This window comes from Massilia litorea (assembly GCF_015101885.1).
Classification (GTDB): Bacteria; Pseudomonadota; Gammaproteobacteria; order Burkholderiales; family Burkholderiaceae_D; genus Telluria; species Telluria litorea.
The window spans coordinates 3,523,356-3,547,695 of sequence record NZ_CP062941.1; the positions used below are offsets into that span (position 1 = coordinate 3,523,356).

Sequence of the window (24,340 nt, forward strand, 5' to 3'; positions counted from 1 at the left end):
CGAGTCCAGCCTACAGCTCGATCACCAGCCCCGGTCGGAAACCTTCCTGTTCGCCCTTGCTGAGGTAGCCGAGCGGATTGGCGACGACCCGGCAGGACCAGGCGCGCCCGTTCTCGACGCCGGTCGCCACGTAATCGTTCAGGCAGTGCAGGTGGCCGTGCATCCAGACGTCGGCCAGGGGCAGCAAATCGTCGAGCGAGTTGCAGAAGCCCGCCGTGCCGGGGCTGACGCCGTAGCGCGGGTCGGCACTTTTCAGGCTGGGCGCGAAATGGGTGACGGCGACCGTGACGCCGTCGAAGGGGACGGCCAGCGCCGCGCGCAGCCATTGCTGGCAGTCGAGCGACATCGCGCGCCAGCCGTCGGCCAGCACCGGTGCGCCATCGCGCAGCGTCGTGTTCTTGTTGAGGTAGTAGTTGGCGGCGCGGATCGCCTTTTCGCGCAGCTGCAGCTGTTTCGTCAGTTCGTGGCCGCCGGCCAGCGCGTCGAAATCGGCCCAGAGCGTGGTGCCGATGAAGCGGACGTGGCCAATCGTGACCGTCTCGCGGTCGAGCCAGGTGATGCCGAGGCGGGCGCAGGTGTCGCGCAGGCGCGCGTGGGCTTCGTCGAATTCGAGGCCGTCGTATTCATGGTTGCCGGGAACGTAGAGCACCTGCGCCCTGGTGGCGCCCAGGGCCGGCGCGAAGCGTTCCAGGCCGAAGTCGGTGCCCGTCAGGCGCGAGCCGCCCTGGTAGGAACCGATGTCGCCGGCGAGGACGATGAGGTCGGCATCCGGCCGCAGTTCGGGCTGGAAGGCCGGATAGCGTTCGAGGTGGAGGTCGGAAAACAGCTGTATGCGCATGGCGGCAGTATAGCCGGGATCCTGCCCCGGCCCCGTCCCGGCCCTGTCCCGGCACCGTCAGCGGATGGCGGCGCTGGGTGCGCAAGCGCACAGAGGCGCGCGTGGCCGCAGGCTAGGGTATCCCATCGGTCAATCGGGGGAACAGCATGAGCAAGGATTCCGACAATTTACGCATCAAGCCGGCCACCATGCCCGCCGGCGGCTGGGGCTCGGTGGGCGAGGTGGCGCACATCCTGTTCGACCAGCGCGCGGCGCTGAAGGACAGCGCGCTGCTGGCGAAACAGAACAAGCCCGACGGCTATGCCTGCGTCAGCTGCGCCTGGGCCAAGCCGGCCAATCCGCATCCCTTCGAATTCTGCGAGAGCGGCGCCAAGGCGACCGCCTGGGAAACCACCAGCAAGCGCATCGGCGCCGACTTTTTCGAGCGCCATACGGTGACCGAACTGGAAGCCTGGAGCGACCACCAGCTGGAAGACCAGGGCAGGCTCACTACCCCGCTGCGCTGGGACGCGGCCAGCGACAAGTACCGGCCGGTGGCCTGGGACACGGCCTTCGCCGAGATCGGCGCGGCCCTGCGGACGTACGAGCGCGAACAGGTCGTGTTCTACAGCTCCGGACGCGCCTCGCTCGAGACCTCCTACATGTACGGCCTGCTGGCGCGCATGTACGGCAACAACAACCTGCCCGACAGCTCGAACATGTGCCACGAAAGCACCTCGGTGGCGCTGCAGAAGACCATCGGCGACGGCGTCGGCACCGTGGTGCTGGACGACTTCGCGCAGACCGACTGCATCTTCTTCTTCGGCCAGAACGTCGGCGTGAACAGCCCGCGCATGCTGCACCAGCTGCAGGAAGCGCGCCGCCGCGGCGTGCCGATCATCACCTTCAATCCGCTGCGCGAGCGCGGCCTGGTGAGCTTCACCAATCCGCAGTCGCCGGTCGAGATGCTGACCGGGCAGGAGACGGCGATCAGCACCCAGTACCATCAGGTCAAGCCCGGCGGCGACACAGCGGCGATCATGGGCCTGGCCAAGGCCATCCTGGCGCTCGACGACGACGCGGTGGCGGCCGGCGCCCAGCGCGTGCTCGACACCGAATTCATCCAGGAGCACACGCAGGGCTTCAACGACTTCGCGCAGGCAGTGCGCGATTGCGGCTGGCCTGACATCGAACGCGAATCGGGCCTGAAGCGCGCGGCGCTGGAGAGTGCGGCGGCCGTGTATGCCGGTTCCAGCGCCGTGCTGGGCGTCTACGGCATGGGCCTGACCCAGCACCGCAACGGCGTGCAGAACGTGGCGATGATCGTCAACCTGCTGCTCCTGCGCGGGAACATCGGCAAGCCCGGCGCCGGCGTCTGTCCGGTACGCGGGCATTCGAACGTGCAGGGCCAGCGCACGGTCGGGATCACGGAAAAGCCGGAACTCGCGCCGCTCGACAAGCTGAAGGAACAGTACGGGTTCGAGCCGCCGACGAAGAAGGGCATGAACACGGTCGAAGCCTGCGAAGCGATCCTGGCGCGCAAGGTGCCGGCTTTCATTGCCCTGGGCGGCAACTTCCTGCGCGCCGTGCCCGAGACCGTGCTGATGGAAGCGGCCTGGCGCGAGATCCCGCTGACGGTGCAGATCGCGACAAAACTCAACCGCAACCACGTCATCCACGGCAAGGCCTCGTATATCCTGCCTTGCCTGGGGCGGATCGAGGTCGACCGCCAGCTCGGCGGCGAGCAGGCCGTCACGGTCGAGGACAGCACCGCCTGCATCCACGGCTCGCGCGGCATGGCGGAACCGGCCTCGCACGAGCTGCTGTCGGAACCGGCCATCGTCGCCGGCATCGCGCAGGCCACACTCGACCCGAATCCGCGCGTCGACTGGGACGCCTGGGTGGCGGACTACGGCAGCATCCGCGATGCCATTGCCGAAACCTATCCGGACATCTTCCACGACTTCAATGCGCGCATGTGGACGCCGGGCGGCTTTCGCAAGCCGGTCGGCGCGGCGCACCGGGTCTTCAGGACGGAAAGCGGCAAGGCGCAGTTCACGGCGCCCGAAGGCCTGGCGGGCGACCCCGACCTGAAGCAGAACCCGGCCACGATGCGCCTGTTCACGGTGCGCAGCGACGGCCAGTTCAACACGACCATCTACAGCCACGACGACCGCTTCCGCGGCGTCTACGGCAGCCGCATGGTGCTCTTCATGAACCGCGCCGACCTGGCCAAACGGGCGCTGGCGCAGGGCGACATCGTCACCCTGCGCAGCGCCACCGACGACGGCGTCGAGCGCCAGGTCGCGGGCCTGGTGCTGGTGCCCTACGATATCCCGGAGGGGACGATCGCCGGCTACTTCCCGGAATGTAATCCGCTGATCCCGCTCTGGCACCACGCGAAGGAGAGCAAGGTGCCGGCCGCGAAAGCGATCGACGTGCTGGTGGAGCGGACCGGGAGCGCGAAATGAACGCGGCCGAGCCTTTTCTGGGCGCGCCCGAAGGCACGCGCCGCCTGCCCGCCAGTCGCTGCGAAGGCGAGGCCATGGAAGAGGGCAGCGAACTGGTGGCCGACGAGGTGCCGGTGGCGCTAGTCTACAACGGCATCGCGCATGCGGTGATGCTGGCGTCGCCGCTCGACCTGGAAGACTTCGCCCTCGGTTTTACGCTGGGCGAGCGCATCGTGCGCCATGCGCGCGACGTCTACGACATCGAGGTCGAACGGACGGCACGCGGCATCGCCATCGAACTGCGCATCGCCTCCGGCGCCATGGCGCGCCTGAAAGGGACGCGGATGGCGCGCACGGGCAAGACCGGCTGCGGCCTGTGCGGCGTCGACAGCCTCGATTATTTCGAGCAGGAGGCCTGCCTGCCGGAAGCCCGCCCCTTGAACGAAGCGCGTTTCCAGGCGGCTGCGCTGCACCGCGCGATGAACGAGATGACAGGGCGCCAGCACCTGCACCAGGCAACCGGCGCCGTGCATGCCGCCGGCTGGGCCGGGCGCGACGGCCAGCTGCTGTGCGTGCGCGAAGACGTCGGCCGCCACAATGCGCTCGACAAGCTGGTCGGCGCGCTGGCGCGTGACAAAGTGGATGTGGGCGAAGGCTTTGCCGTGGTCACCAGCCGCGCCAGCTTCGAGATGGTGCAGAAGGCGGCGCGCGCCGGCTTTGGCCTGCTGGCCGCGATTTCGGCGCCGACGGCGCTGGCGGTGAACATGGCCGAGGGCGCCGGCCTGACCCTGGCCGGCTTCGTGCGCGGCGGGCGCCACGTGGTCTATAGTCACCCGCAGCGCCTGCTGGCCTAGCTGGCCTCGTCGGCCAGGGCCAGGGTGGCGGCGGCCGCGTCGAGCGGGCGGAAATAAAAATAGCCCTGCACGAAATCGCTGCCCATCTCGCGCAGGATGTCGAGTTCGGCGCGCGTTTCCACGCCTTCGGCGACCACGTCCAGCCCCAGCGTGCGCGCCAGCATGACCACGACTTCGGCGATCTGGCGTTTGTCGCTGTGGCTGTCCATGGCGCTGACGAAGGAGCGGTCGATCTTGAGCGTATCGATCGGCAGGCGCCTCAGGTGGCTGAGCGAGGAATAGCCGGTGCCGAAGTCGTCGAGGCTGAGGCGCACCCCGAGCGCCTTGAGTTCCTTGAACACCGCCAGCGCATGGTCGGCATCGGCCATCACGGCGCTTTCGGTCAGTTCCAGCTTCAGGCTGCCGTGGGCGATGCCGGTTTCCGCGAGCACGCGCGTCACGACCTTCACCAGTTCGCCGCCCGCCAGCTGGACGGCGGAGACGTTGACGCTCATGCTCAAGGGCAGGGCGCGCCCGCGCTGCCATTCGCGCAGCTGGAGGCAGGCTGCCTCCAGCACCCAGCTGCCGATCTGCCCGATCAGGCCCACTTCCTCGGCCACCGGGATGAACTCGAGCGGCGAGATCATGCCCAGCACCGGATGGCGCCAGCGCAGCAGCGCTTCGAAGCCGCTGATCATGCCGTCGCCCGGCGTGATGATCGGCTGGTATTGCAGGAACAGCTGGTTCGCGTCCAGCGCGAGGCGCAGCTCGGCTTCCAGCGTGAGGCGGCGCAGCGCGCCTTCCTGCATGGTCTGGTCGAACATCATCCAGCGCGCACGGCCGTTCTGCTTGGCGTGGTACATCGCGATGTCGGCGTCGCGCAGCATCACCTGCACGTCTTCGTAGCCGCTGGAACTCATCGCGATGCCGATGCTGGCGGTGACGAACACGTGCTGCTGGCCGACGACGATGGGCGTGGCCAGGGCTTTGAGCAGGCGTTCGGCGACCCGGATCGGCGTGGCGGGGCCGGTCACGTTGTCGAGCAGGATGGTGAACTCGTCGCCGCCCAGGCGCGACACGACATAGTCGCCGTCGGCGGCCTCGCGCGCCACCAGGTCGTTCTGGCGCAGGCAGGCGGTCAGGCGCCGCGCGGTGGCGACGATCACCTGGTCGCCGGCCTGGTGGCCGAGACCGTCGTTGATCGCCTTGAAGCGGTCGAGATCGACGAACAGGACGGCGAACTGGTAGTCCGGGATGCGCTGCGAGCGCACCAGGAAATGGTCGAGGCGGTCGAGGAAGAGCTTGCGGTTGCCGAGCTGGGTCAGCGGGTCGTGCAGCGCGTCGTGTACCAGTCGGTCCTGGGCGCGGCGGCGCTCGATCACCCGTCCGAGCTGGGTCCCGATCTGCGCCATCAGGCGCAGCATCGATTCGTCCGGCGTCTGCAGCTCGCGGCTGAAGAACTCGAGCACGGCCACCACTTCGTTGCCGATCACGACCGGGAAGGCGAACAGGGAGGACAGGCCGAGCTGCACCAGCAGCGGCATGCGCGGATAGTCGCCGGCATTCGCCGCGCCGGCGTTGGCCCAGGCCGGCGCCGCGGTGCCGACCACCCGGGCGGGCAGGCCCACTTCGCCCGCGAAGACCATGGACTCGCTCAGCCGGCGCAGGGCGTCGAAACGGCCCGCGCCTTCGTCGTGCCAGATGGGCGTGGAGTCGAGCGGCGCGCCGGCGCCGCCTTCAGGCACCAGCAGCAGGTGGCCGAGCGGCCAGGCGGCGTAGCGGCACACGGCTTCGAGCGCACGGCGCATCGCGTCGTCGACGCCCGCCGCTTCGTTGGCGGCGACCGCAATGCTTTCGAGCAGGCCGATTTCCTGCTGGCGCTGGAACAGGTCGCGCAGGCCGCGCTCGGCGATCGCTTCGGCTTCCTGGCGCGCCGCCGTCTCGCGGCGCAGGCGCCGCTGCAGGCGCGCGATTTCTGCGTCCGCGGGGTTCGAGAGGGCGCCGGCTTCGCCTGCGTTCACGCGCGGAACCGCACGTGGAAGCTGCACTTGGCCGCGCCGTGGTGCATGCACTCGGGCTGGCTGATCTCGGCCTGTTGGCCGAAATGCTCGGCCGCGCCGGCCATGAAGCCCTCGGCCAGCGCGCACAGGCGGCGCGCCGAGTTATAGCCGATGACGAGGCGCTCGCTGTCGCCGGTGTCGAAATCGAAGACCGGCGGCGCCGCGCCCGGATACAACTTGCGCACCTCGGGATGGATGATGCTGTTCAGGGTGAGGAGAAAACTGCGCGTGTCCGGATGGCCGGAAAAGAAGGTCGGGTAGCGCTTCGCCAGCAGCGGCATGGCGCGCCGCCCGAACCAGCGCAGCACGTCCGGTTCGGGAATCCCGAGCGCCTTTGATGCCACGCCGACCAGGCGCACGATCTCGGCGTCGTCATAGCTGCCGAGCGAGGTGTAGGCACCGTCGAGGCCGGCGTCGTCGAGCAAGCGGTCCCAGGTTGCGTCGCCGAACTCGGTGCTGACTGCCTCTTCCAGCAGATTGAATACGATGCCTTTCATGCCATTTTTCCAGATAAAGTGATTATGCAGGGCGGAATTTTAACCGCAGACTGTTGCTAGCGGGCAAGGTTTATGTAACAAATCAGCGATCTGGCACGTTCGGCATGCATACGGCGCCGAGGTGTTGTGAGATTGCAGCATTCCGGGCTTGCCCCGCACGCCTTCAGGCCGCCCGGTTCATTCCTCGTCGCGCAGTTTCTCGAAAATCGCCAGCGCCGCCTCGTCCAGGCCGTCGACGACGAAGGGATCGTCGGGCGCATACTCGGCCGCGTCGACCAGCATGCGCAGCTTTGCCAGGCGCCCGCCCATGGCCAGGGCCTGGGCAAGGACTGGCGCGTCGGGCCGGCCCGCGGCCTCGATTGCCGCCGCCACCGTTTCGGGAAACTCCCACAGGCGCGCGATGCATGCCGACAGGGTGCGCGCATGCAGGAACAGGCCGGCAATGAAGGGGTCCGACCAGGGCAGCGCTTCGTCCGGGCACAGCTGGTCGATCAGGCGGAACGCGACCACCAGGCCCACGTTTTCCATCAGCCCGGCCAGGTAGGCGTCGAAGGCGTTCGCGCGCAGGCCTGGCGCGAGCAGGCTGGCGGCCAGGGCGTTCTTTTCGGACTGGCGCCAGATCAGCGGCGCGGTGCGCCGGGCCACGCGTCCGCTCTGCATGCTGACGATCGGGCGGAAGGCCACGCGCGCCAGCAGCATGCGCATGCCGTTCTGCCCGAGCAGCATGATGGCGCCCTGGATGCTGTTGATCGGCGGACCCGAATGGTAGCGCGGCAGGTAGGCCGGGCGGTTCGCTTCGCGGTAGACCTCGGCCACGAGCACCATGTCCTGGCTGAGCTGGCGCGACAGTTCGGCGGCGTTCATGTCCTCGCCCTGCAGGGTGCGCATCAGCTGCGGAATAATCTCCGGAACCCGCGGCACCAGCGCGGCGCCGGCCACCGGCGCCTGCGCCAGGCGCGCCAGCTCGTCGAGGATACGCAGCTCGAGCTGCGCCGGGGCGCGTGGCGGCGGCGCGGCGGCCAGCCAGCGGTACCAGGCGGCGTCGATCTCGAAGGCCGTAGCGGGGGCGGCATCGAGCGCGTCCGGCGCCGTCCCGGGGGGCGGCGTACCCGTCCCGGGTGCTTGCGCACCGCCCAACAATTTGCCGAACCAACCCATACGACTGCTACCCGATAAGAATGCCAGCTCGGGATTTTACATGAGGATGCCGTCCCGGTCCGGCCCGGATCAGCGGTCCACTACCTGGCGCGGCACCAGGGCCAGCATGCAGGCGCCCAGCAGCAGGGCGCCGGCGGTGAGCCACAGGCCGGCGCCCTGTTTTCCCGTGAAGTCGTTCAGCCAGCCGACCAGGGAGGGCGAGAAGAAACCCGCCAGGTTGGCGATGCAGTTGATGGTGGCGATCCCCGCCGCCGCCGTCATCCCGCCCAGGAAGGCGGTCGGCAAGGCCCAGAACTGGGAGGTGCCGCAGATCGCGCCGGCCGCCGCCGCGCTGAGCAGGGCCAAGGCCGTCGTCACGCCGTCGGTGAAGGGCAGGGCGAACAGGGCCGCCGCCGCAACCAGCATCGGCACGCCGCAGTGCAGGCGCCGGGCCAGGGTGCGGTCGGAACTGCGGCCGACCAGCGGCAGGCAGAGCAGGGCGACGGCGTAGGGAATCGCCGCCAGCAGGCCGACCGTGCCGACGCCGGCTACCCCGGCATTCCTGAGGATGGCCGGCAGCCAGAAGGTGATGCCGTACTGGCCCATCACGATGCAGAAGTAGATGGCGGTCAGCAGCCACAGGCGGCGGTCGGCGAAGAAGTCCTTGACCGAATGGTGGGCCACCTTGCCGTCTTCCTCCTTCGCGATATTGCGTTGCAGGACGGCCTTTTCGTCGGGCGTGAGCCATTTCGCGGCGCCGATGCTGTCGTCCAGGTAGAACAGGATCGCGATGCCGAGCAGGAGCGAGGGCACGGCTTCCAGTGCGAACAGCCATTGCCAGCCTGCCAGGCCGTGCAGCCCGGAGAAGGATGCCATGACCCAGCCCGACAGCGGTGCGCCGACGATGCTCGCCAGCGGGATCGCCATGAAGAAGATCGCCATCACTTTCGCCCTGCGCGCCGACGGGAACCAGTAGGTGATGTACAGGATGACGCCCGGCGCGAAGCCCGCCTCGGCCACGCCCAGCAGGAAGCGCAGCACGTAGAAGGCGGTTGGCGATTCGACCACGCTGAAGCTGGCCGAGATCATGGCCCAGGTGATCATGATGCGCGCCAGCCAGCGCCGGGCGCCGAAGCGGTGCAGCACCATGTTGCTCGGCACCTCGAACAGGAAGTAGCCGATGAAGAAGACGCCGGCGCCGAGGCCGTAGACGGTGTCGCTCCAGCCCAGGTCACTGAGCATCTGCAACTTGGCGAAGCCGACGTTCACCCGGTCCAGGTAGGCGCCGAGGTAGCACAGCATGAGGAAGGGGACCAGGCGGCGCATCACCTTGGCATAGGCGCGCGTTTCGATATCGAGGGCGGGTGCGGAGGAGTCCGCGACGGCGCCGGCTGTGGAAAGGACGGAATGCGATTTCATGTTTGTCTCCAAAAAACCGTTCTGGTGCCCGGGGATCGGCTTCCACACGCGGCACATTTCATTGGCTGCGCGGCCCGGAGGTCTGTGCCTCCTGGCTGGCCGCGCGCCGCGTACTGTCTAGCTTAGCCAGCCCTTGATGCTGGCCGCCATGGCATCGAGCGAGATGCCGTAGCGGTCGTGCAGCGTCGGCAGCGCGCCGGCGTCGAGGAAGGCATCCGGCAACGCGACCTGGCGGAAGCGCGCCGGCGCCACCCCGGCGCGCAGCAGCGTGCCCGCCACCGCTTCGCCCAGCCCGCCGACGACCGAGTGGTTTTCCGCCACCACCACCAGGCGCCCCGGTTTCGAGGCTTCGCGGATCACGGCCTCTTCGTCGAGCGGCTTGATGGTCGGCGTGTGCAGCACCGCCACGCCGACGCCGTCGCTGCGCAGCTGCTCGGCCACTTCCAGCGCGCGCATCGTCATGATGCCACTCGAGATGACCAGCACCTCGCGCCCGTCGCGCAGCAGTTTCGCCTTGCCCAGCTCGAAGCGGTAATCGTACTCGTCCAGCACCAGCGGCACCTTGCCGCGCAGGAGGCGCATGTAGACCGGGCCCTGGTGGGCGGCGATCGCATGCGTGGCCTGCTCGGTGTCGAGCGCATCGCAGGGGTCGACGATGGTCAGGCCCGGCACGCCGCGGAAGATCGCGATGTCCTCGGTCGCCTGGTGGCTGGGGCCGTAGCCGGTGGTCAGGCCGGGCAGGGCGCAGACCATCTTGACGTTCAGGTTTTCCTCGGCGATCACCTGGTGGATGAAATCATAGGCCCGGCGCGCGGCGAACACGGCGTAGGTCGTGACGAAGGGCGTGAACCCTTCCTTGGCCATGCCGCCGGCGGCGCCCATCAGGAGCTGCTCGGCCATCCCCATCTGGAAGAAACGCTGCGGGAACTCCTTGGCGAAGATGTGCAGGTCCGTGTATTTCGCCAGGTCGGCGCTCATGCCGACGATGTCCGGCCGTTCGCCGGCGAGCTGCACCAGGGCGTGGCCGAAGGGCGCGCTCTGGGTGCGCTGGCCTTCGCCGGCGATCGAGGCGATCATGGCCGAGGTGGTCAGGCGCGGTTTGGTGAGGGTTGCCTGGTTCATTGGGTGTCTCCTGCATGGTTTGCGTCGAGGATCGCGATGGCTTGCTGCCATTCGTCGGCTTCGACCCGGATGAAGTGGTTCTTGTCGCGCTCTTCCAGGAAGGGCACGCCGCTGCCCATCAGGGTCTCGAACAGGATCACGCGCGGCTGCGCTTGATCGTGGGCGCGGGCCGCGTCGAAGGCGGCGCGCACGGCGCCGATGTCGTTGCCGTTCACGCGCTGGACGAACCAGCCGAAAGCGGCCCACTTGTCGGCCAGCGGTTCGAAGCCGAGGATCTTGCCGGAGGGGCCATCGGCCTGCTGGTTGTTGATGTCGACCAGGGTGACCAGGTTGCCGAGCCGATGGTGGGCAGCCGACAACGCCGCTTCCCAGGTCGAACCTTCGTCCAGTTCGCCGTCCGACATCGAGTTGTAGACGAAGGCGGGATTGCCCTTCTGGCGCAGGCCGAGCGCCATGCCGACCGCGATGCTCAGGCCCTGGCCGAGCGAGCCGCCCGAGATCTCCATTCCGGGGGTGTAGGTTGCCATGCCCGACATCGGCAGGCGGCTGTCGTCGCTGCCGTAGGTCTCCAGTTCGGACTCGGGAATGATGCCCGCCTCCAGCAGGGCGGCATAGAGGGCGATGGCGTAATGGCCGTGCGAGAGCAGGAAGCGGTCGCGGCCTTCCCATTCGGGCGCATCCGGCCGATAATTCAGCGCATGGCGGTAGGATACGGCGAGGATATCGGCCATGCCCAGGGCCTGGCCGACATAGCCCTGGCCCTGGACTTCGCCCATGCGCAGGGCGTAGCGGCGGATGCGGTAGGCTGCGCCGCGCAGGGCGGCCAGGCTGTCTTGTTGCTCCATGTTGGGTCTCCAGTGGTTGAATGGATCGCTGTCTGAGGCAGCGCTTGATGGAACCCAGTGTATAAATGGACCCATGAACCGTATAGCGAGTATTTTTGAGCCATAGATGAAACCAGTTCAGCGATACCGCGCCCTGCGCAAGGCCTCCCTCAAGGGCCTGCAAGCCTTCGAGGCCGCCTACATGCACCGTTCCTTCGCCAGCGCCGCCCAGGAGCTGTCGATCACGGCCTCGGCGGTGAGCCATTCGATCCAGACGCTGGAAGAGGCGCTCGGCACGCTGCTGTTCGAGCGCGCGCGGCGCGGCGTGGTGCCGACCGAGGCCGGGGCGCGCCTGTTCGAGGTGATCCGGCGCTCCTTCGGCGAGATCGACGACGAGCTGCGCACCATCCTCGACCGCAGCAGCAGCCAGCAGCAGGTGGTGACGATCCAGTGCGCGCCGAGCTTCGCCGCGATCTGGCTGATGCCGCGCCTGCCGGCCTTCTTGCGCGCCCATCCGGACATGGACGTCCGCTTGTGGGCGGTGCACCAGGCGCCGGATTTTTCGAACAGCGGCGTCGACGTCGCGGTGACCTACGGCCGCCCGCCCGCGTCGGCCGGCATCCACGTCGAGCCGATCTCGCGGCGCGAGCGCTACCTGCCGGTGTGCAGCCCGGCCCTGGTCGAGGGCTGGACCTTGCCGCTGCCGGCCGCCGACATCGAGAATTTCTACCTGATCCAGAACGATGTCTCGCTGACGTCGTGGGACGAGTGGATCGCGCGCTTCGCGCCCGGTTGCCTGAACCCCGTGCGCGGGCTGCGCCTGGACCGCGCTTTCATGACGCTCAGTGCGGCCGAGAACGGACTGGGGATGTGCATCGAGTCGACCGTGCTGGTGCACGACTACCTGCGCGATGGGCGGCTGGTGTGTCCGTTCGGGGAACTGGCCATCGAGGCGACCGCGCATTACCTGGCGGTGCCCAAAAGCCGCGAGGGGCTCGGGGCGGTGCACACGGTGCTGGAGTGGATACGGGGGTTTGTGGATGGGGAGAAGAGCGACCCGAATGGGGGCGCCTGAGGACGCGTAGGGTGGGCTCTCGAGCCCACGCGGTCGTACCTGTGCACACCGCAGTGTTCGCGAACAGCACTTTCCATATGCATGCGTGGTTCCGCGTGGGCTCGAGAGCCCACCCTACGGGCACCTATGCCGGTCAGTGGATCAGCATCCCCCCATTCACATCGAGCGTGATGCCCGTGCAATAGGCCGACAAGTCGCTGGCGAGGAAGACGACGGCGCCGGCGATGTCGTTCGCCCGTCCCAGGCGCGCCAGCGGAATGTCCCGGGCGATCTCGCCTTTTCTCTCCTCGGTCAGCTTGCCCTTGATGATGTCGGTCGCGATCAGGCCGGGCGTGATGGCGTTGACGCGGATGTTGTCCGGGCCGAACTCGCGCGCCATCGCCCGCGTCAGCCCCAGCACGCCGGCCTTGGCCGCCGAGTAGTGCGGTCCGCCCAGGATCCCGCCGCCGCGCTGGGCCGACACCGACGAGGTCGAGATGATGCTGCCGCTGCCCTGGCGCTGCATGGCCGGCAGCACCGCCTGCGACATCAACAGCGTGCCGCGCAGGCTGACGTCGAGCACGGCGTCGTAGTCGGCCGCCGAGATATCGAGCGTCTTGCGCGCCTGGGTGATGCCGGCGTTGTTGAACAGGATGTCGATGCGGCCGTATTTCTCCACGGCGGCCGCGGCGGCGGCTTCGCATTGCTCCTTGCTGGTGACGTCGGCCACCACCCCGAGGTGCCCCGTGCCCAGTTCGGCGGCGGCCGCGGCCGGATTGGCGGCGGCCAGGTCGAGGATCACGACTTGCGCGCCGTGCGCGGCCAGCATGCGGGCGGTGGCGAAGCCCAGGCCGTTGGTGCCGGCGCCGCCGGTTACGATTGCCACGCGTTCCTTGAGTAACATGTTGTGTCTCCATGGGTGTTGGTTGTAAGCCCATGTTCGCGGACCGTGGCCGCGCGCGCAAACGAGGAAAACTCAGGGCGGGGCGAATTGGATTCATGCCAGGTCACCAGCCGATAGCCTCAAGCGCGGCTGTCCGGTATGGCGGCGCTTAGGCGTGCACGGGCATCCATGCGACAATTCCGCGCATGATGACCTTATCGGATTTCCAGGCGCTGTTTCGCGTCACTCCTTATCCCTATCTCGTGATGACGCCCGACCTGACCATCGTCGGCGCCAGCGGGGCCTACCTGCGCTCGGTCCAGCGCACCGAGGAAGACATCGTCGGGCGCAACGTGTTCGAGGCCTTTCCGGCCGAGGAAAGCAATGCCGAGGCCACCAACATCACCGAAGTAAAAGCCTCGATGCTGCGCGCGCTGGCCAAGGGGCAGCCGGACACCAGCGCTTTCGTGCGCTACGCGGTCGAGGTCAATACGCCGGAAGGGAAGAAGTACGAGGAACGCTACTGGAGCACCGTGCACACGCCGGTGCTGGGCGAGGATGGGCAGCCCGTTCTTCTGTTCCAGAATGCGGTCGACGTCACCGAGCTGTATCGCTACGACCAGCAGTCCGAGGTCGCGACCCTGCAGCTGACGCCGCCGAGCGACAGCCATGCCGAAAACTTCAACCGCGCCCAGATGCACGAGGCGCTCTCGCGCATCCTGAACAACGAGCGCGAGCACCTGCGCAGCCTGTTCAACCAGGCGCCCGGTTTCGTCGCGGTGCTGATGGGACCCAAGCACGTGTTCGAGATGGTCAACGAAGCCTATTACCAGCTGGTCGGGCATCGCGAACTGATCGGCAAGGCGGTGTGGGAGGCGCTGCCCGAGGTGGCGGGGCAGGGCTACGAAGAATTCCTCGACCAGGTGTACCGCACCGGCGAGGCCTGGACCACGCGCGCGATGCCGATCTCGGTCCAGCGCGAGCGCAACGGCCCGATCAGCCAGCGCTACATCGACCTGGTGTACGAGCCCTACAAGGACCAGTACGGCACCACGATCGGCATCTTCGCGCAAGGCTACGACGTCACCGACGCGGTCGAGGCGCAGGCGGCCAAGCGCGAGAGCGACGAGCGCCTGCGCGACGGCATGGATGCGGCCAGGATGGCGGTCTGGGACTGGGATTTCGCGAGCGGCGAGCTGGCCTATTCGGACAACATCGGCCTCGTGCTCGGCTTCACACCGGGCGGCATGAACGTCGTCGGCGCGCATATCCATCCGGACGACCGCGAAACGATAGACCGCGCCCACGAGGAGGCGATTGCCGGCGCCGGCAGCTACCAGGAAGTGCTGCGCTTCATCCGGCCCGACAACGGCAGGCAGGTGTGGCTCGACAGCCGCGGCAAGGTCCGCTTCGACGACGAAGGCCGGGCGGTCAGCATGCGCGGCGTGACGGTCGACGTGACCGAGCGCTACCAGGCCGAATTCGAGCTGCGCGAATCGAACCGCAAGAAGGACGAGTTCCTCGCCATGCTGGCGCACGAGCTGCGCAACCCGCTGGCGCCGATCAGCACCGCAGCCGAGATGCTGCGCCTGGCAAATGCCACCGACCCACGCACCAGGAAGGCAAGTGAGGTCATCAGCCACCAGGTGAAGCACATGACGGCGCTGGTGGACGACCTGCTGGATGTCTCGCGCGTCACACGCGGGCTGGTCGAGCTGGAACGCGAGCTGGTCGACATCAAGGCGGCCGTGGCCAACGCCGTCGAGCAGGCGCGGCCCCTGATCGAGGCGCGCCGCCACGCGCTCACGGTGCGCACCGACGCCAGCCAGGCGACCGTGCTGGGCGACCGCACGCGCCTGGTGCAGGTGATCGCCAACCTCCTGAACAACGCGGCCAAGTACACGCCCCAGGGCGGCGAGATCACGCTCGCGGTGCACGCCCAGGCCGACCAGGGTTGGGTCGACATCGGCGTGATCGACAACGGCATCGGTATCGACGCCAGGCTGCTGCCGCATATCTTCGACCTCTTCACCCAGGCCGAACGCACGCCCGACCGCGCGCAGGGAGGTCTCGGGATCGGCCTGGCGCTGGTCAGGACCATGGTGGCGCTGCACGGCGGTGTCGTGACGGCCGCCAGCGACGGACCGGGCGCCGGCAGCACGTTTACAATCCGCCTGCCGGCCGTCACCCAGGGCGTGAAGGACCAGCTCGAGGGCGCGGCAAGGGAGGGCGCCCTGGCGGGTCCGGCGCCGCTGCAGATCATGATCGTCGACGACAACGTCGACGCCGCCGAATCGCTGGCCGTGCTGCTGGAAGCGCAAGGCCACCGCGTGCAGGTGGAAGCGCACCCCGTGCAGGCGCTCGCCGCCGCGCGCCAGGACCCGCCCGAGGTCTTCATCCTCGACATCGGCCTGCCGGAGATGGACGGCTACGAACTGGCGCGTCGCCTGCGCGCCGATCCGGCGACCGGTTCCGCGCTGTTCATCGCGCTCACCGGCTACGGCCAGGCCCACGACCGCATCCTGTCGAAGTCGAGCGGCTTCGAGCATCACTTCGTGAAGCCGATGGATACGGACAGGCTGGGGCAGGTGCTGTCGACGGTGCGCGGCGCCAGGCCGGCCTGAGTCGCTACCGACAGGCCGGTAACCGATGATAAACTTTTAACTGTCAGCTTTATACACCGCGAGCACGCATGCACATTACCTTCGAATCCCCTGATCAACCCGACGTGCATGCGCTGATCGCTGAGCTCGATGCCTATCTGTATTCGCTGTATCCCGCGGAGAACGTGTATGCGCTCGACATCTCCTCGCTGCAGCACCCGGGCGTGCTGTTCGCCGTCGCGCGCGACGCCGCCGGCGCCGCACTGGGCTGCGGGGCCATCGTCCTGAAGCCGGAATACGGCGAAGTCAAGCGGATGTACGTGCGCCCGCAGGCACGCGGCCGCGGCCTCGCACGGCGGCTGATCGAAACGCTGGAAGGCAAGGCGGCGGAGCAGGGGTGCCGCAGGTTCATGCTGGAAACCGGACCCACGCAACCGGAAGCGCTGATCGCCTACGAGCGCCTGGGTTACCGGTACCGCGGCCCGTTCGGCGATTATCCGGACGATCCGCTGTCTGTGTTCATGCAGAAGGACGCTGCCTGAGGCCGATCAGGAGGCTGGCGTCAGGTCCGTCCCGATCTCAGCTGGTTTCCCTTGCCATCGAACGCTCGACGAGTTCCCGGTTGATCGTCCCGGATGCGTCCAGTTCGCGTTCCGCCAGCGCGCGCACTTCCGCCGCTTCCAGGCCGTCGAGCAGGGCACGGCGCAAATCGACGGCCTCGGCTTGCTTGCCCTGTCCGCGCAGCACGGCCATGGCGAGCTGCACGTCCCTGGTGAGGTTCATCAGCTCCGCGGCGACTCGTGGGGCCTGGCCGGAAGGCGGGAACAGCGGCATGCTGCGGGCGTTCCGGTTGACCTCACCCAGCATGGCGAGGGGATCGCGGCGGTAACGGTCCGCCAGGTTGAAGTCGCCGGCCTCGACCACCGCTGGCAGGGCAAGCCCGGCATAGCGGCGTGCAAAGGCGGGCTGGGCAGCGTCGAGCCGGGCGAAGAGCTCGTAGGTCGGCCGCGTGTCGCCCAGGATCCGGTCGATCTCGACCACGAGCGAAAATCGGGTGAGACGTGGGAAGCTGTCTTCCTTGCCGTCGCCGGCACCGCGGTACAGGTCGCCGGCCAGCGCCCGCGCCGCCTGCTCTGCGCGGATGGCGGACAGGGAGCGGCGGGCCGGCGCGTAGTCTTCGGCCAGCGCCTGGAACTCCACCATCAGGATGAAATGGCGCGACCTGGACGGTTCGGACTCGCGCTCGAACTCGGCAAATAGGTGCTCCAGCAGGGCCAGGGCTTCGTCGAACCGTTTTTGCTCGCGCAACTTGCTTATTTCATACTCACGTGAATCGAGATCGGGCATGCCGTATCTTTCCAGGTCGGTTCAAGATGGTGAGGTTACAAACGGAAGCGCCGATCAATACTCGCGCCGGTCCGGCTTAATTTCCTGCAGGATCGTGGTCGAGATCTCCTCGATCGACTTGGTGGTCGACGACAGCCAGCGGATCCCTTCGCGCTTCATCATCATCTCCGCCTCGTTCACCTCATAGCGGCAGTTCTCGATCGACGCATACTTGCTGCCGGCGCGGCGCTCTTCGCGGATCTGGGCCAGGCGCTCGGGCGTGATCGTCAGGCCGAACAGCTTGTGCTTGAACGGCGGCAAGGACGAAGGCAGCTTGCCGCGCTCGAAGTCGTCGGGAATGAGCGGATAGTTGGCCGCCTTGATGCCGTACTGCATTGCAAGATACAGGCTGGTCGGCGTCTTGCCGGAGCGCGAGACGCCCACCAGGATGACGTCGGCCTCGGCCAGGTTCTTGTGCGACTGGCCATCGTCATGTGCCAACGAGAAATTGATTGCCTCGATGCGGTTCTTGTATTCCTCGGAATCGACGACGTTGTGGATGCGGCCGATCGTGTGCGTGGATTTCACGCCGAGTTCCATCTCGAGCGGGGCGACGAAGGTCTGGAACAGGTCCATGTGCATGCCGTTCGACGCGCGGATCACGCCCGACAGGTCGTGCTTCACCAGGGTCGAGAAGACGATCGGGCGCTGGTTGTCGGCGGCATAGTGTTCGTTGATACGGCGCGCGGCGTCCCTGGCCTTGTCGAGCGTGTCGATGAAGGGGATGCGGATCTGGCGGAAACGCATCTCGAACTGGCTCAGCACCGCGTGGCCGAAGGTCTCCGCGGTGATGCCGGTACCGTCGGAAACGAAGAACACGGTGCGGGTCGGCGGGGGAAGCGAAGGGCGGGCGTCGAGCGTCATGGTATTTTTTTATTAATACTGTCGGGTTTGCAGTGTTGTGCGATGTGAATCCGGGGCACACGGGGTAGAATGCTCGGCAACGGATTTTGCATTGTGCTGCACCGCGCCAAGAATAACAAGAACACGCATCCGCAGCCGCACCAAAGGTTTCCATCATCAAGTAAGGTGTATTACCATGACTAACCTGTCTAATGCAGTATTGAAAGAACCCGAGCAAGGGGCGAGTGTCTACGTTGCCCCGTTCGAAAACCTGCGCATGACCGATGTCGAATCGGTCGGCGGCAAGAACGCCTCGCTCGGGGAAATGATCAGCCAGCTCGCGGAAGCCGGCGTGCGCGTGCCGACCGGCTTCGCTACCACGGCCCAGGCCTTCCGCGACTTCCTCGAGCATTCGATCAACGGTGGTCCTTCGCTCGCCGACCGCATCGCCACCCGCCTCGAAGGCCTCGACATCGACGACGTGCGCTCGCTCGCCGCCGCCGGCGCCGAGATCCGCCAGTGGATCGTCGAAACCCCGTTCCAGCCGCGCCTGGAAAACGAAATCCGCAGCTATTACGAGCGCCTGGTCGCCGATTCCACCGCCGAGATGTCCTTCGCCGTGCGTTCCTCGGCCACCGCCGAAGACTTGCCGGACGCCTCGTTCGCAGGCCAGCAGGAGACCTTCCTGAACGTGGTCGGCATCGACAACGTGCTGGAAGCGATGAAGCACGTCTTCGCCTCGCTCTACAACGACCGCGCGATCTCGTACCGCGTGCATAAGGGCTTCACCCACGCCGAAGTCGCCCTGTCGGCCGGCGTGCAGCGCATGGTGCGCTCGGACCTGGGCGCCGCCGGCGTCATGTTCACCATCGACACCGAATCGGGTTTCAAGGACGTCGTCTTCATCACCTCGAGCTACGGCCTGGGCGAGACCGTCGTGCAGGGCGCGGTCAACCCTGACGAGTTCTATGTCCACAAGCCGATGCTGGCCCAGGGCAAGAAGCCTGTCATCCGCCGCAACATCGGCTCGAAGCTGATCAAGATGGAATTCACCAGCGAGGCGAAAGCCGGCCGTTCCGTGAAAACCGTCGACGTGCCGATCGAGATGCGCAACCGTTATTCGCTGACCGACGAGGAAGTCGTCGAGCTGGCCAAGTATGCCGTCATCATCGAAAACCACTACGGCCGTCCGATGGACATCGAGTGGGGCAAGGACGGCCGCGACGGCAAGCTGTTCATCCTGCAGGCGCGTCCGGAAACCGTGAAGTCGCAGCAGAAGGCGACCGACGCCCAGCAGCGTTTCAGCCTGAAGGGCAGCGGCACGGTGTTGACGCAGGGCCGGGCGATCGGCCAGAAGATCGGCGCCGGTCCGGTGCGCGTGATTACCGACCCGTCGGAAATGGAACGCGTGCAGCCGGGCGACGTGCTGGTGGCCGACATGACCGACCCGAACTGGGAACCGGTCATGAAGCGCGCCTCGGCGATCGTCACCAACCGCGGCGGCCGCACCTGCCACGCGGCCATCATCGCCCGTGAACTGGGCGTGCCGGCAGTCGTCGGCTGCGGCGACGCGACCGAAGTGCTGAAGGACGGCACCTTCGTCACCGTCTCCTGCGCCGAAGGCGACGAAGGCAAGATCTACGACGGCCTGCTGGAAACGGAAATCACGGAAGTCTCGCGCGGCGAACTGCCGCCGATCGCGACCAAGATCATGCTCAACGTCGGCAACCCGCAGCTGGCCTTCGACTTCCAGTCGGTGCCGAACAACGGCGTCGGCCTAGCGCGTCTCGAGTTCATCATCAACAACAACATCGGCGTGCACCCGAAGGCCATCCTCGAGTACCCGAACATCGACGCCGACCTGAAGAAGGCGGTGGAGTCGGTCGCCCGCGGCCACGCTTCGCCGAAAGCCTTCTACGTCGACAAGCTGGCCGAAGGCGTGGCGACCATCGCCGCCGCCTTCTGGCCGAAGCCGGTCATCGTGCGCCTGTCCGACTTCAAGTCGAACGAGTACAAGAAGCTGATCGGCGGTTCGCGCTACGAGCCGGACGAAGAAAACCCGATGCTGGGCTTCCGCGGCGCCGCGCGCTACCTGGCCGAAGACTTCGCCGAAGCCTTCGAGATGGAATGCATCGCGATGAAGCGCGTGCGCGAAGAGATGGGCCTGACCAACGTCGAGCTGATGATCCCGTTCGTGCGCACCCTGGGCCAGGCCGAGAAGGTCATCGCCCTGCTGGCCAAATATGGCCTGAAGCGCGGCGAAAACGGCCTGCGCGTCATCATGATGTGCGAAGTGCCGTCGAACGCCATCCTGGCCGAGCGCTTCCTCGAACACTTCGACGGCTTCTCGATCGGTTCGAACGACCTGACCCAGCTGACCCTGGGCCTGGACCGCGATTCCGGCATGCCGCTGCTGGCCGCCGATTTCGACGAGCGCGACCCGGCCGTGAAGGCAATGCTGTCGCTGGCCATCAAGGCCTGCCGCGCGCAGGGCAAGTACATCGGCATCTGCGGCCAGGGTCCTTCGGACAATCCTGATTTCGCGCAGTGGCTGGTGGAAGAGGGCATCGAGTCGATGTCGCTGAACCCGGACTCGGTGATCGAGACCTGGCAGAAGCTGGCGAAGATGTAACGGACTATAACCCTAATCTGTATGCTTGCTAGGCCCTCGGCGTTCGGCTACCGAGGGCCTTTTTTTGTCTTGCACTAGTATCACTCCTACCTTTACTCCTAATATCTAGTTGTTGTACTAGTTGCTGCCTTTGAAAAAGGACTAGGTGGACTAGTTTTAGGGGCACTCCAGTAGTACTATTGCACGTTAGGAAATCCTTTTGTTGAGACCTGAATAGAGAGCTGCAGCTGTGCTACACACCAAAGTTAAGGAAGAGCTTGTCGAAGAAGGAGTAACTTCTGGCGTCGAGCAAGAGGAAGAAACGTTTAAGAGTCATGAGCCATTCGATCCCGCATCAATCTCGTTGTCTTCAAAGGTTGTCGCCCTTGATACAGTGCTTCGTAGGATTAGAAATGGAACTATCGTTCTGAACCCAGATTTTCAACGCAATTATGTATGGGATTCAGAGCGTAAAAGCCTCTTAATAGAGTCCATGATGTTGCGTATTCCGCTTCCGATGTTCTATGTGTCCGAAGATAAAGATGGGATATGGGAGGTCGTGGATGGCCTGCAGCGCCTCACGACTATACGAGATTTCATTTTAGGTCCAGACGGAGACGGCAAAGGGTTCTCATTGCGTGGTCTTGAGTTTTGGGGGGATATTTTCGATGGGAATAACTTCTTCACGATTGAAAAACGGGCAAAAATGCCTAGGATTATCAATAATATAATGGAGGCAGAACTTTCGTTTACCATTATCAATCCCGACACCCCTGAAAAAGTTAAGCGAAATATCTTTAAACGGATTAATACGGGTGGTATGCGATTGTCGTCACAAGAGATTCGCCATGCGTTATACCAAGGTGAGGCGACTGAATTATTGAAGGAAATGGTATCTACAACCGCGTACAAAAAGTTTGTAGGAAAAACGGTAAAAGATGGAAGGATGGCCGGGCGTGAATTGGTTCTGCGTTTTCTTTCATTTTACCTGCGGGAACGTAAAAGCTATAAAGGCGATATGGACGCCTTCCTTTCGGATACTATGAGATTTGTTAACGGTGATCTAAAGTTTGAAGACGTGCGTAGGATTCCAAATGTAAAGGTTTTGGCAGACTTCGACCGGGCTCTTGAAAGGGCAAATATTCTGTTTGGGGAACATGCTTTCAGACGATCAAAAGGGCGTGAGAGAAAGACTCCCATTAATAAATCATTATTCGATGTATGGACGTATTGCCTTGCAAAAATAAACGTTGAGTGGTTTAATAAGATAATTGAGCGTCAGGGCGCGTTTGAAGCCGCTTATTATGCATTGCTTGAGAACGATAGCGACTTTAGCGATTCAATTGGTCGGTACGGGGGCGACTTGGCGGGAGTTCGGTATCGTTTTGATCGTATAATTAGTCTTCTAAGAAGTATTAAAAATGATTAATAAGATAAAAATAAATGGTTTCAAGTCTTTTCGATCAGAAGAGGTAGATCTTGGCAAGCTAACGGTCTTGACTGGACTTAATAATTCAGGAAAGAGTAGCGTTATTCAAGCGCTTCGAATGTGCTCTGCTGTATCGAATGGTAAATCCCCTTATATAGACGGCTATGGCGGCTTTAGCGAGTTGAGGTCAAGGCTGGTTGATATTAATGCACACATCGAATTGTCTATTGGCACCGATGATGCTAAAAATTATACTTTAAACATTGGCGGCTTAAATTACGAGGTAACTGCCGACTTAGATCTCCCATTCTGTCAGTATATCTCCGCAGATCGATACGGTCCTAGAGTTGCGCTTCCATTGCTGAGTGATGACATGAATGATTTGACGGTGGGATCGCTTGGGCAGTATGCGGCGCACTACGCGACAATATTTGAAAATACCATCGTGGCTTCTCTGCTGCGTCATACTGATTCAGCGAGTAACACGCTTAAACACCAAGTTGTGAGATGGATTAGCGAAATCTCTCCAGGGGTTCGACTTGAATTTGACGTTCTCCGTAAATATGATTCTTCGACGCTAGCAGTGGACGGAAACCGTGCAACGAACTCAGGCTTCGGAATTAGTTATACGCTACCCATTATATTGTGTTTGCTTACAATGACCGGAAATATTGGCACTGATGATTCTGATCAAAGATTGACTCAGTGGTTTGGAACGTTAGCAAACAAGGGAGGTTTGTTGCTAATCGAGAATCCGGAAGCTCACTTGCATCCACGGGGGCAAACGAGGATGGGCAATTTAATTGCTTGTGCTGCTGCGCTGGGGTTACAGGTAGTTGTGGAGACTCACAGCGACCATTTATTAGATGGAATTCGTCTCGCGGTCAAAAACAACTGTGGGCTAAAAGGCGACGAAGTGAAGATAGGATTTTTTGAGAAACCGGAAGATGGTGCGAGCATTCTGACAAAAATTCAGCTTCGTGATGATGGTAAGTTAGAGCGTTGGCCTAAAGGGTTCTTTGACCAGTTTTCAATAAATTTGCGTGAGCTGAGTAAGAAGAATGCCTGACATACATTTTTTCGTTGATGAAGAGGTACTTCTCAATGCTCTAGCCTGTATTCATCGTGATTGTGAACCATTAGACAAATTTGTACAGGTGATCGATGCTGCACTTGACATTGATTCTAACTTGGCAACCGTTTGTTGCTATTCCGACGTTTATTCGCTTGAGGTCAACGGAAGTGATGTAGCTCAGTTGGTATTTGAAGGTAACGAAGAAGGGAGTGTGCGTGATTCGATAGTGAAATTCCAGATTGCACATTCCCGAACCGTGGCATGCGATTCGAATAATGGAAGCGGATTTGCAAACACTGCTTTATTGGACGCGGGTGCTGGTGCTCTCATCTCGACTAACGGACGGCAGCACGAGTCTTGGTGGGATGAGAACGCGATGACTCTTGTAGCTGACGTGGCGCACGTTCCCCCTGCACTCCGAAGCTTATTTCTACATTACAAGATGTCGCTTGATCTATTGGTGTTATACGCGCCAATAATGTATGAAAATATATATTTTTATGCCGAAGTCGCTGAGTTGAAGAGCACGGGAGTAGATTTTGACAGTGGCCGTGCCGAAATTCTAAGTCATTTGACATACCTTAATGACGTTGCGCCTGTTGATTTTCGCTCAGGTATCTCGGCAAAGGAGATTATTGGGAACGCAAGGGCGTATGGAGTCGAAATTTCGCCTGAGAGTCCTAGTACTCACAAAAATAAGGCTGCAATGAAAGAAAGAGAAATAAATATTGCCGGAGAGAAGATTCTATGTGAGTGGCATACTAAGCTGCAGCCAACGTATGGCCGTATTCATTTTTATGCGCGCAGTTACGCAAACGAAAAGGTCGCAAAAGCGGTCAATAAGAAGGTTATTGTTGGTGTCATCGCAGCCCATCTAACGACGTAAACTTTTGGATAGCAATGAGATCGTACTCTGCGAAAGCCATCTACGAGCAGGGTCTCAGCACCGTCCCCGATTTCACGCAGTGGCTGGTGGAAGAGGGCATCGAGTCGATGTCGCTTAACCCGGACTCGGTGATCGAGACCTGGCAGAAGCTGGCGAAGATGTAAGCTTCGCTGGACCGGAAAAACCCTCGCTCACCTTGCTGGTGGCGAGGGTTTTTTTTCGCACCGGCGATGCGCCAAAAAGAAACGCCAACCGAATGGTTGGCGTGTGCGTCGTACCTTGCCGGCTCTAGTTGCAGCCGCCGGCTGCCTGTCGTTGCATGAACCGCTCGGCGCGGTGGCGGGACATGCGCATCAAGAGGCGCGTGACAGTTCTGACCAATCGTTTCATTTCCATCTCCTGGGATTGCAT

Annotated in this window: 20 protein-coding genes; 10 read left to right on the forward strand and 10 right to left on the reverse strand. The window is 63.8% G+C overall.

Translation table 11 applies throughout. The features are described from left to right. Positions 1-10: 10 nt before the first annotated feature. The gene (locus LPB04_RS15855; RefSeq protein ID WP_193685480.1) at positions 11-838 is read right to left on the reverse strand and encodes a metallophosphoesterase; all 828 of its coding nucleotides are present in this window, start codon (positions 836-838) and stop codon (positions 11-13) included. Positions 839-984: 146 nt separating this feature from the next. Between LPB04_RS15855 and LPB04_RS15860 the strand changes: the two genes are divergently transcribed. Together LPB04_RS15860 and fdhD are read left to right on the forward strand one after the other, a co-directional pair. Beyond that, positions 985-3,288: an FdhF/YdeP family oxidoreductase gene (locus tag LPB04_RS15860; protein WP_227496440.1), complete on the forward strand. Its 2,304-nt coding sequence runs from the start codon at positions 985-987 to the stop codon at positions 3,286-3,288. Then, the gene (gene fdhD, locus LPB04_RS15865) at positions 3,285-4,121 is read left to right on the forward strand and encodes a formate dehydrogenase accessory sulfurtransferase FdhD (RefSeq protein WP_193685481.1); all 837 of its coding nucleotides are present in this window, start codon (positions 3,285-3,287) and stop codon (positions 4,119-4,121) included. The genes LPB04_RS15860 and fdhD overlap by 4 nt, the downstream gene beginning before the upstream one ends. On the opposite strand, the gene LPB04_RS15870 is transcribed toward fdhD, so the two are convergent. The 6 genes from LPB04_RS15870 to LPB04_RS15895 all read right to left on the reverse strand — a co-directional run bounded on the left by LPB04_RS15870 (position 4,118) and on the right by LPB04_RS15895 (position 11,180). After that, the gene (locus LPB04_RS15870; protein WP_193685482.1) at positions 4,118-6,121 is read right to left on the reverse strand and encodes a putative bifunctional diguanylate cyclase/phosphodiesterase; all 2,004 of its coding nucleotides are present in this window, start codon (positions 6,119-6,121) and stop codon (positions 4,118-4,120) included. The two genes, fdhD and LPB04_RS15870, sit on opposite strands and share 4 nt — an antisense overlap. After that, a complete protein-coding gene (locus LPB04_RS15875) occupies positions 6,118-6,657 on the reverse strand; it encodes a heme NO-binding domain-containing protein (protein WP_193685483.1) in 540 nt (179 codons plus the stop codon). Before LPB04_RS15875 ends, LPB04_RS15870 begins: the two co-directional genes overlap by 4 nt. A 177-nt stretch (positions 6,658-6,834) precedes the next feature. Further along, positions 6,835-7,815, reverse strand: a complete 981-nt coding sequence (locus LPB04_RS15880; protein ID WP_193685484.1) for an HDOD domain-containing protein — start codon at positions 7,813-7,815, stop codon at positions 6,835-6,837. 69 nt (positions 7,816-7,884) lie between these two features. Then, positions 7,885-9,213 (reverse strand): MFS transporter, encoded by a 1,329-nt coding sequence (locus LPB04_RS15885; RefSeq protein WP_193685485.1) that lies wholly within the window; start codon positions 9,211-9,213, stop codon positions 7,885-7,887. Between the two features lie 117 nt (positions 9,214-9,330). Then, positions 9,331-10,335: a transketolase family protein gene (locus LPB04_RS15890; RefSeq protein ID WP_193685486.1), complete on the reverse strand. Its 1,005-nt coding sequence runs from the start codon at positions 10,333-10,335 to the stop codon at positions 9,331-9,333. After that, positions 10,332-11,180 (reverse strand): transketolase, encoded by an 849-nt coding sequence (locus LPB04_RS15895; protein WP_193685487.1) that lies wholly within the window; start codon positions 11,178-11,180, stop codon positions 10,332-10,334. The genes LPB04_RS15890 and LPB04_RS15895 overlap by 4 nt, the downstream gene beginning before the upstream one ends. A 106-nt stretch (positions 11,181-11,286) precedes the next feature. Between LPB04_RS15895 and LPB04_RS15900 the strand changes: the two genes are divergently transcribed. Then, positions 11,287-12,234 (forward strand): LysR substrate-binding domain-containing protein, encoded by a 948-nt coding sequence (locus LPB04_RS15900; protein WP_193685488.1) that lies wholly within the window; start codon positions 11,287-11,289, stop codon positions 12,232-12,234. Positions 12,235-12,367: 133 nt separating this feature from the next. On the opposite strand, the gene LPB04_RS15905 is transcribed toward LPB04_RS15900, so the two are convergent. Beyond that, entirely contained in the window at positions 12,368-13,117 is a 750-nt protein-coding gene (locus tag LPB04_RS15905) for an SDR family NAD(P)-dependent oxidoreductase (RefSeq protein WP_193685489.1), read from the reverse strand. A 185-nt stretch (positions 13,118-13,302) separates the two neighbouring features. On the opposite strand from LPB04_RS15905, the gene LPB04_RS15910 reads away from it, so the two are divergent. Together LPB04_RS15910 and LPB04_RS15915 are read left to right on the forward strand one after the other, a co-directional pair. Beyond that, positions 13,303-15,720: a hybrid sensor histidine kinase/response regulator gene (locus tag LPB04_RS15910; RefSeq protein ID WP_193685490.1), complete on the forward strand. Its 2,418-nt coding sequence runs from the start codon at positions 13,303-13,305 to the stop codon at positions 15,718-15,720. Between the two features lie 68 nt (positions 15,721-15,788). After that, positions 15,789-16,241 carry a GNAT family N-acetyltransferase gene (locus tag LPB04_RS15915; RefSeq protein WP_193685491.1) on the forward strand — a complete coding sequence of 151 codons (453 nt, stop codon included), beginning with the start codon at positions 15,789-15,791 and terminating at the stop codon, positions 16,239-16,241. Between the two features lie 37 nt (positions 16,242-16,278). On the opposite strand, the gene LPB04_RS15920 is transcribed toward LPB04_RS15915, so the two are convergent. Together LPB04_RS15920 and ppsR are read right to left on the reverse strand one after the other, a co-directional pair. Beyond that, complete coding sequence (locus LPB04_RS15920) at positions 16,279-17,007, reverse strand: hypothetical protein (protein ID WP_193685492.1); 729 nt, start codon at positions 17,005-17,007, stop codon at positions 16,279-16,281. A 93-nt stretch (positions 17,008-17,100) separates the two neighbouring features. After that, on the reverse strand, positions 17,101-17,949 hold the full coding sequence (gene ppsR, locus LPB04_RS15925; RefSeq protein WP_193685493.1) for a posphoenolpyruvate synthetase regulatory kinase/phosphorylase PpsR: 849 nt from the start codon (positions 17,947-17,949) through the stop codon (positions 17,101-17,103). 256 nt (positions 17,950-18,205) lie between these two features. Here ppsR and ppsA point away from each other — a divergent pair, with 256 nt between their 5' ends. From ppsA to LPB04_RS15950, 5 genes are all read left to right on the forward strand, one after another. Further along, a complete protein-coding gene (gene ppsA / locus LPB04_RS15930) occupies positions 18,206-20,560 on the forward strand; it encodes a phosphoenolpyruvate synthase (protein WP_229515048.1) in 2,355 nt (784 codons plus the stop codon). 229 nt (positions 20,561-20,789) lie between these two features. Next, on the forward strand, positions 20,790-21,968 hold the full coding sequence (locus LPB04_RS15935; protein WP_193685495.1) for a DUF262 domain-containing protein: 1,179 nt from the start codon (positions 20,790-20,792) through the stop codon (positions 21,966-21,968). Further along, positions 21,961-23,037 (forward strand): AAA family ATPase, encoded by a 1,077-nt coding sequence (locus LPB04_RS15940; protein ID WP_193685496.1) that lies wholly within the window; start codon positions 21,961-21,963, stop codon positions 23,035-23,037. Before LPB04_RS15935 ends, LPB04_RS15940 begins: the two co-directional genes overlap by 8 nt. Continuing rightward, positions 23,030-23,929, forward strand: a complete 900-nt coding sequence (locus LPB04_RS15945; protein ID WP_193685497.1) for a hypothetical protein — start codon at positions 23,030-23,032, stop codon at positions 23,927-23,929. Before LPB04_RS15940 ends, LPB04_RS15945 begins: the two co-directional genes overlap by 8 nt. 14 nt (positions 23,930-23,943) lie before the next feature. Beyond that, a complete protein-coding gene (locus LPB04_RS15950) occupies positions 23,944-24,093 on the forward strand; it encodes a hypothetical protein (RefSeq protein WP_193689166.1) in 150 nt (49 codons plus the stop codon). Positions 24,094-24,340 lie beyond the last annotated feature (247 nt).

Bases quoted from the DNA above. Each gene is read 5' to 3' on its own strand.
- LPB04_RS15855 (WP_193685480.1), bottom strand. From the start codon at position 838: ATGCGCATACAGCTGTTTTCCGACCTCCACCTCGAACGCTATCCGGCC.
- LPB04_RS15860 (WP_227496440.1), top strand. From the start codon at position 985: ATGAGCAAGGATTCCGACAATTTACGCATCAAGCCGGCCACCATGCCC.
- fdhD (WP_193685481.1), top strand. From the start codon at position 3,285: ATGAACGCGGCCGAGCCTTTTCTGGGCGCGCCCGAAGGCACGCGCCGC.
- LPB04_RS15875 (WP_193685483.1), bottom strand. From the start codon at position 6,657: ATGAAAGGCATCGTATTCAATCTGCTGGAAGAGGCAGTCAGCACCGAG.
- LPB04_RS15880 (WP_193685484.1), bottom strand. From the start codon at position 7,815: ATGGGTTGGTTCGGCAAATTGTTGGGCGGTGCGCAAGCACCCGGGACG.
- LPB04_RS15885 (WP_193685485.1), bottom strand. From the start codon at position 9,213: ATGAAATCGCATTCCGTCCTTTCCACAGCCGGCGCCGTCGCGGACTCC.
- LPB04_RS15890 (WP_193685486.1), bottom strand. From the start codon at position 10,335: ATGAACCAGGCAACCCTCACCAAACCGCGCCTGACCACCTCGGCCATG.
- LPB04_RS15895 (WP_193685487.1), bottom strand. From the start codon at position 11,180: ATGGAGCAACAAGACAGCCTGGCCGCCCTGCGCGGCGCAGCCTACCGC.
- LPB04_RS15900 (WP_193685488.1), top strand. From the start codon at position 11,287: ATGAAACCAGTTCAGCGATACCGCGCCCTGCGCAAGGCCTCCCTCAAG.
- LPB04_RS15905 (WP_193685489.1), bottom strand. From the start codon at position 13,117: ATGTTACTCAAGGAACGCGTGGCAATCGTAACCGGCGGCGCCGGCACC.
- LPB04_RS15910 (WP_193685490.1), top strand. From the start codon at position 13,303: ATGATGACCTTATCGGATTTCCAGGCGCTGTTTCGCGTCACTCCTTAT.
- LPB04_RS15915 (WP_193685491.1), top strand. From the start codon at position 15,789: ATGCACATTACCTTCGAATCCCCTGATCAACCCGACGTGCATGCGCTG.
- ppsR (WP_193685493.1), bottom strand. From the start codon at position 17,949: ATGACGCTCGACGCCCGCCCTTCGCTTCCCCCGCCGACCCGCACCGTG.
- ppsA (WP_229515048.1), top strand. From the start codon at position 18,206: ATGACCGATGTCGAATCGGTCGGCGGCAAGAACGCCTCGCTCGGGGAA.
- LPB04_RS15940 (WP_193685496.1), top strand. From the start codon at position 21,961: ATGATTAATAAGATAAAAATAAATGGTTTCAAGTCTTTTCGATCAGAA.
- LPB04_RS15945 (WP_193685497.1), top strand. From the start codon at position 23,030: ATGCCTGACATACATTTTTTCGTTGATGAAGAGGTACTTCTCAATGCT.
- LPB04_RS15950 (WP_193689166.1), top strand. From the start codon at position 23,944: ATGAGATCGTACTCTGCGAAAGCCATCTACGAGCAGGGTCTCAGCACC.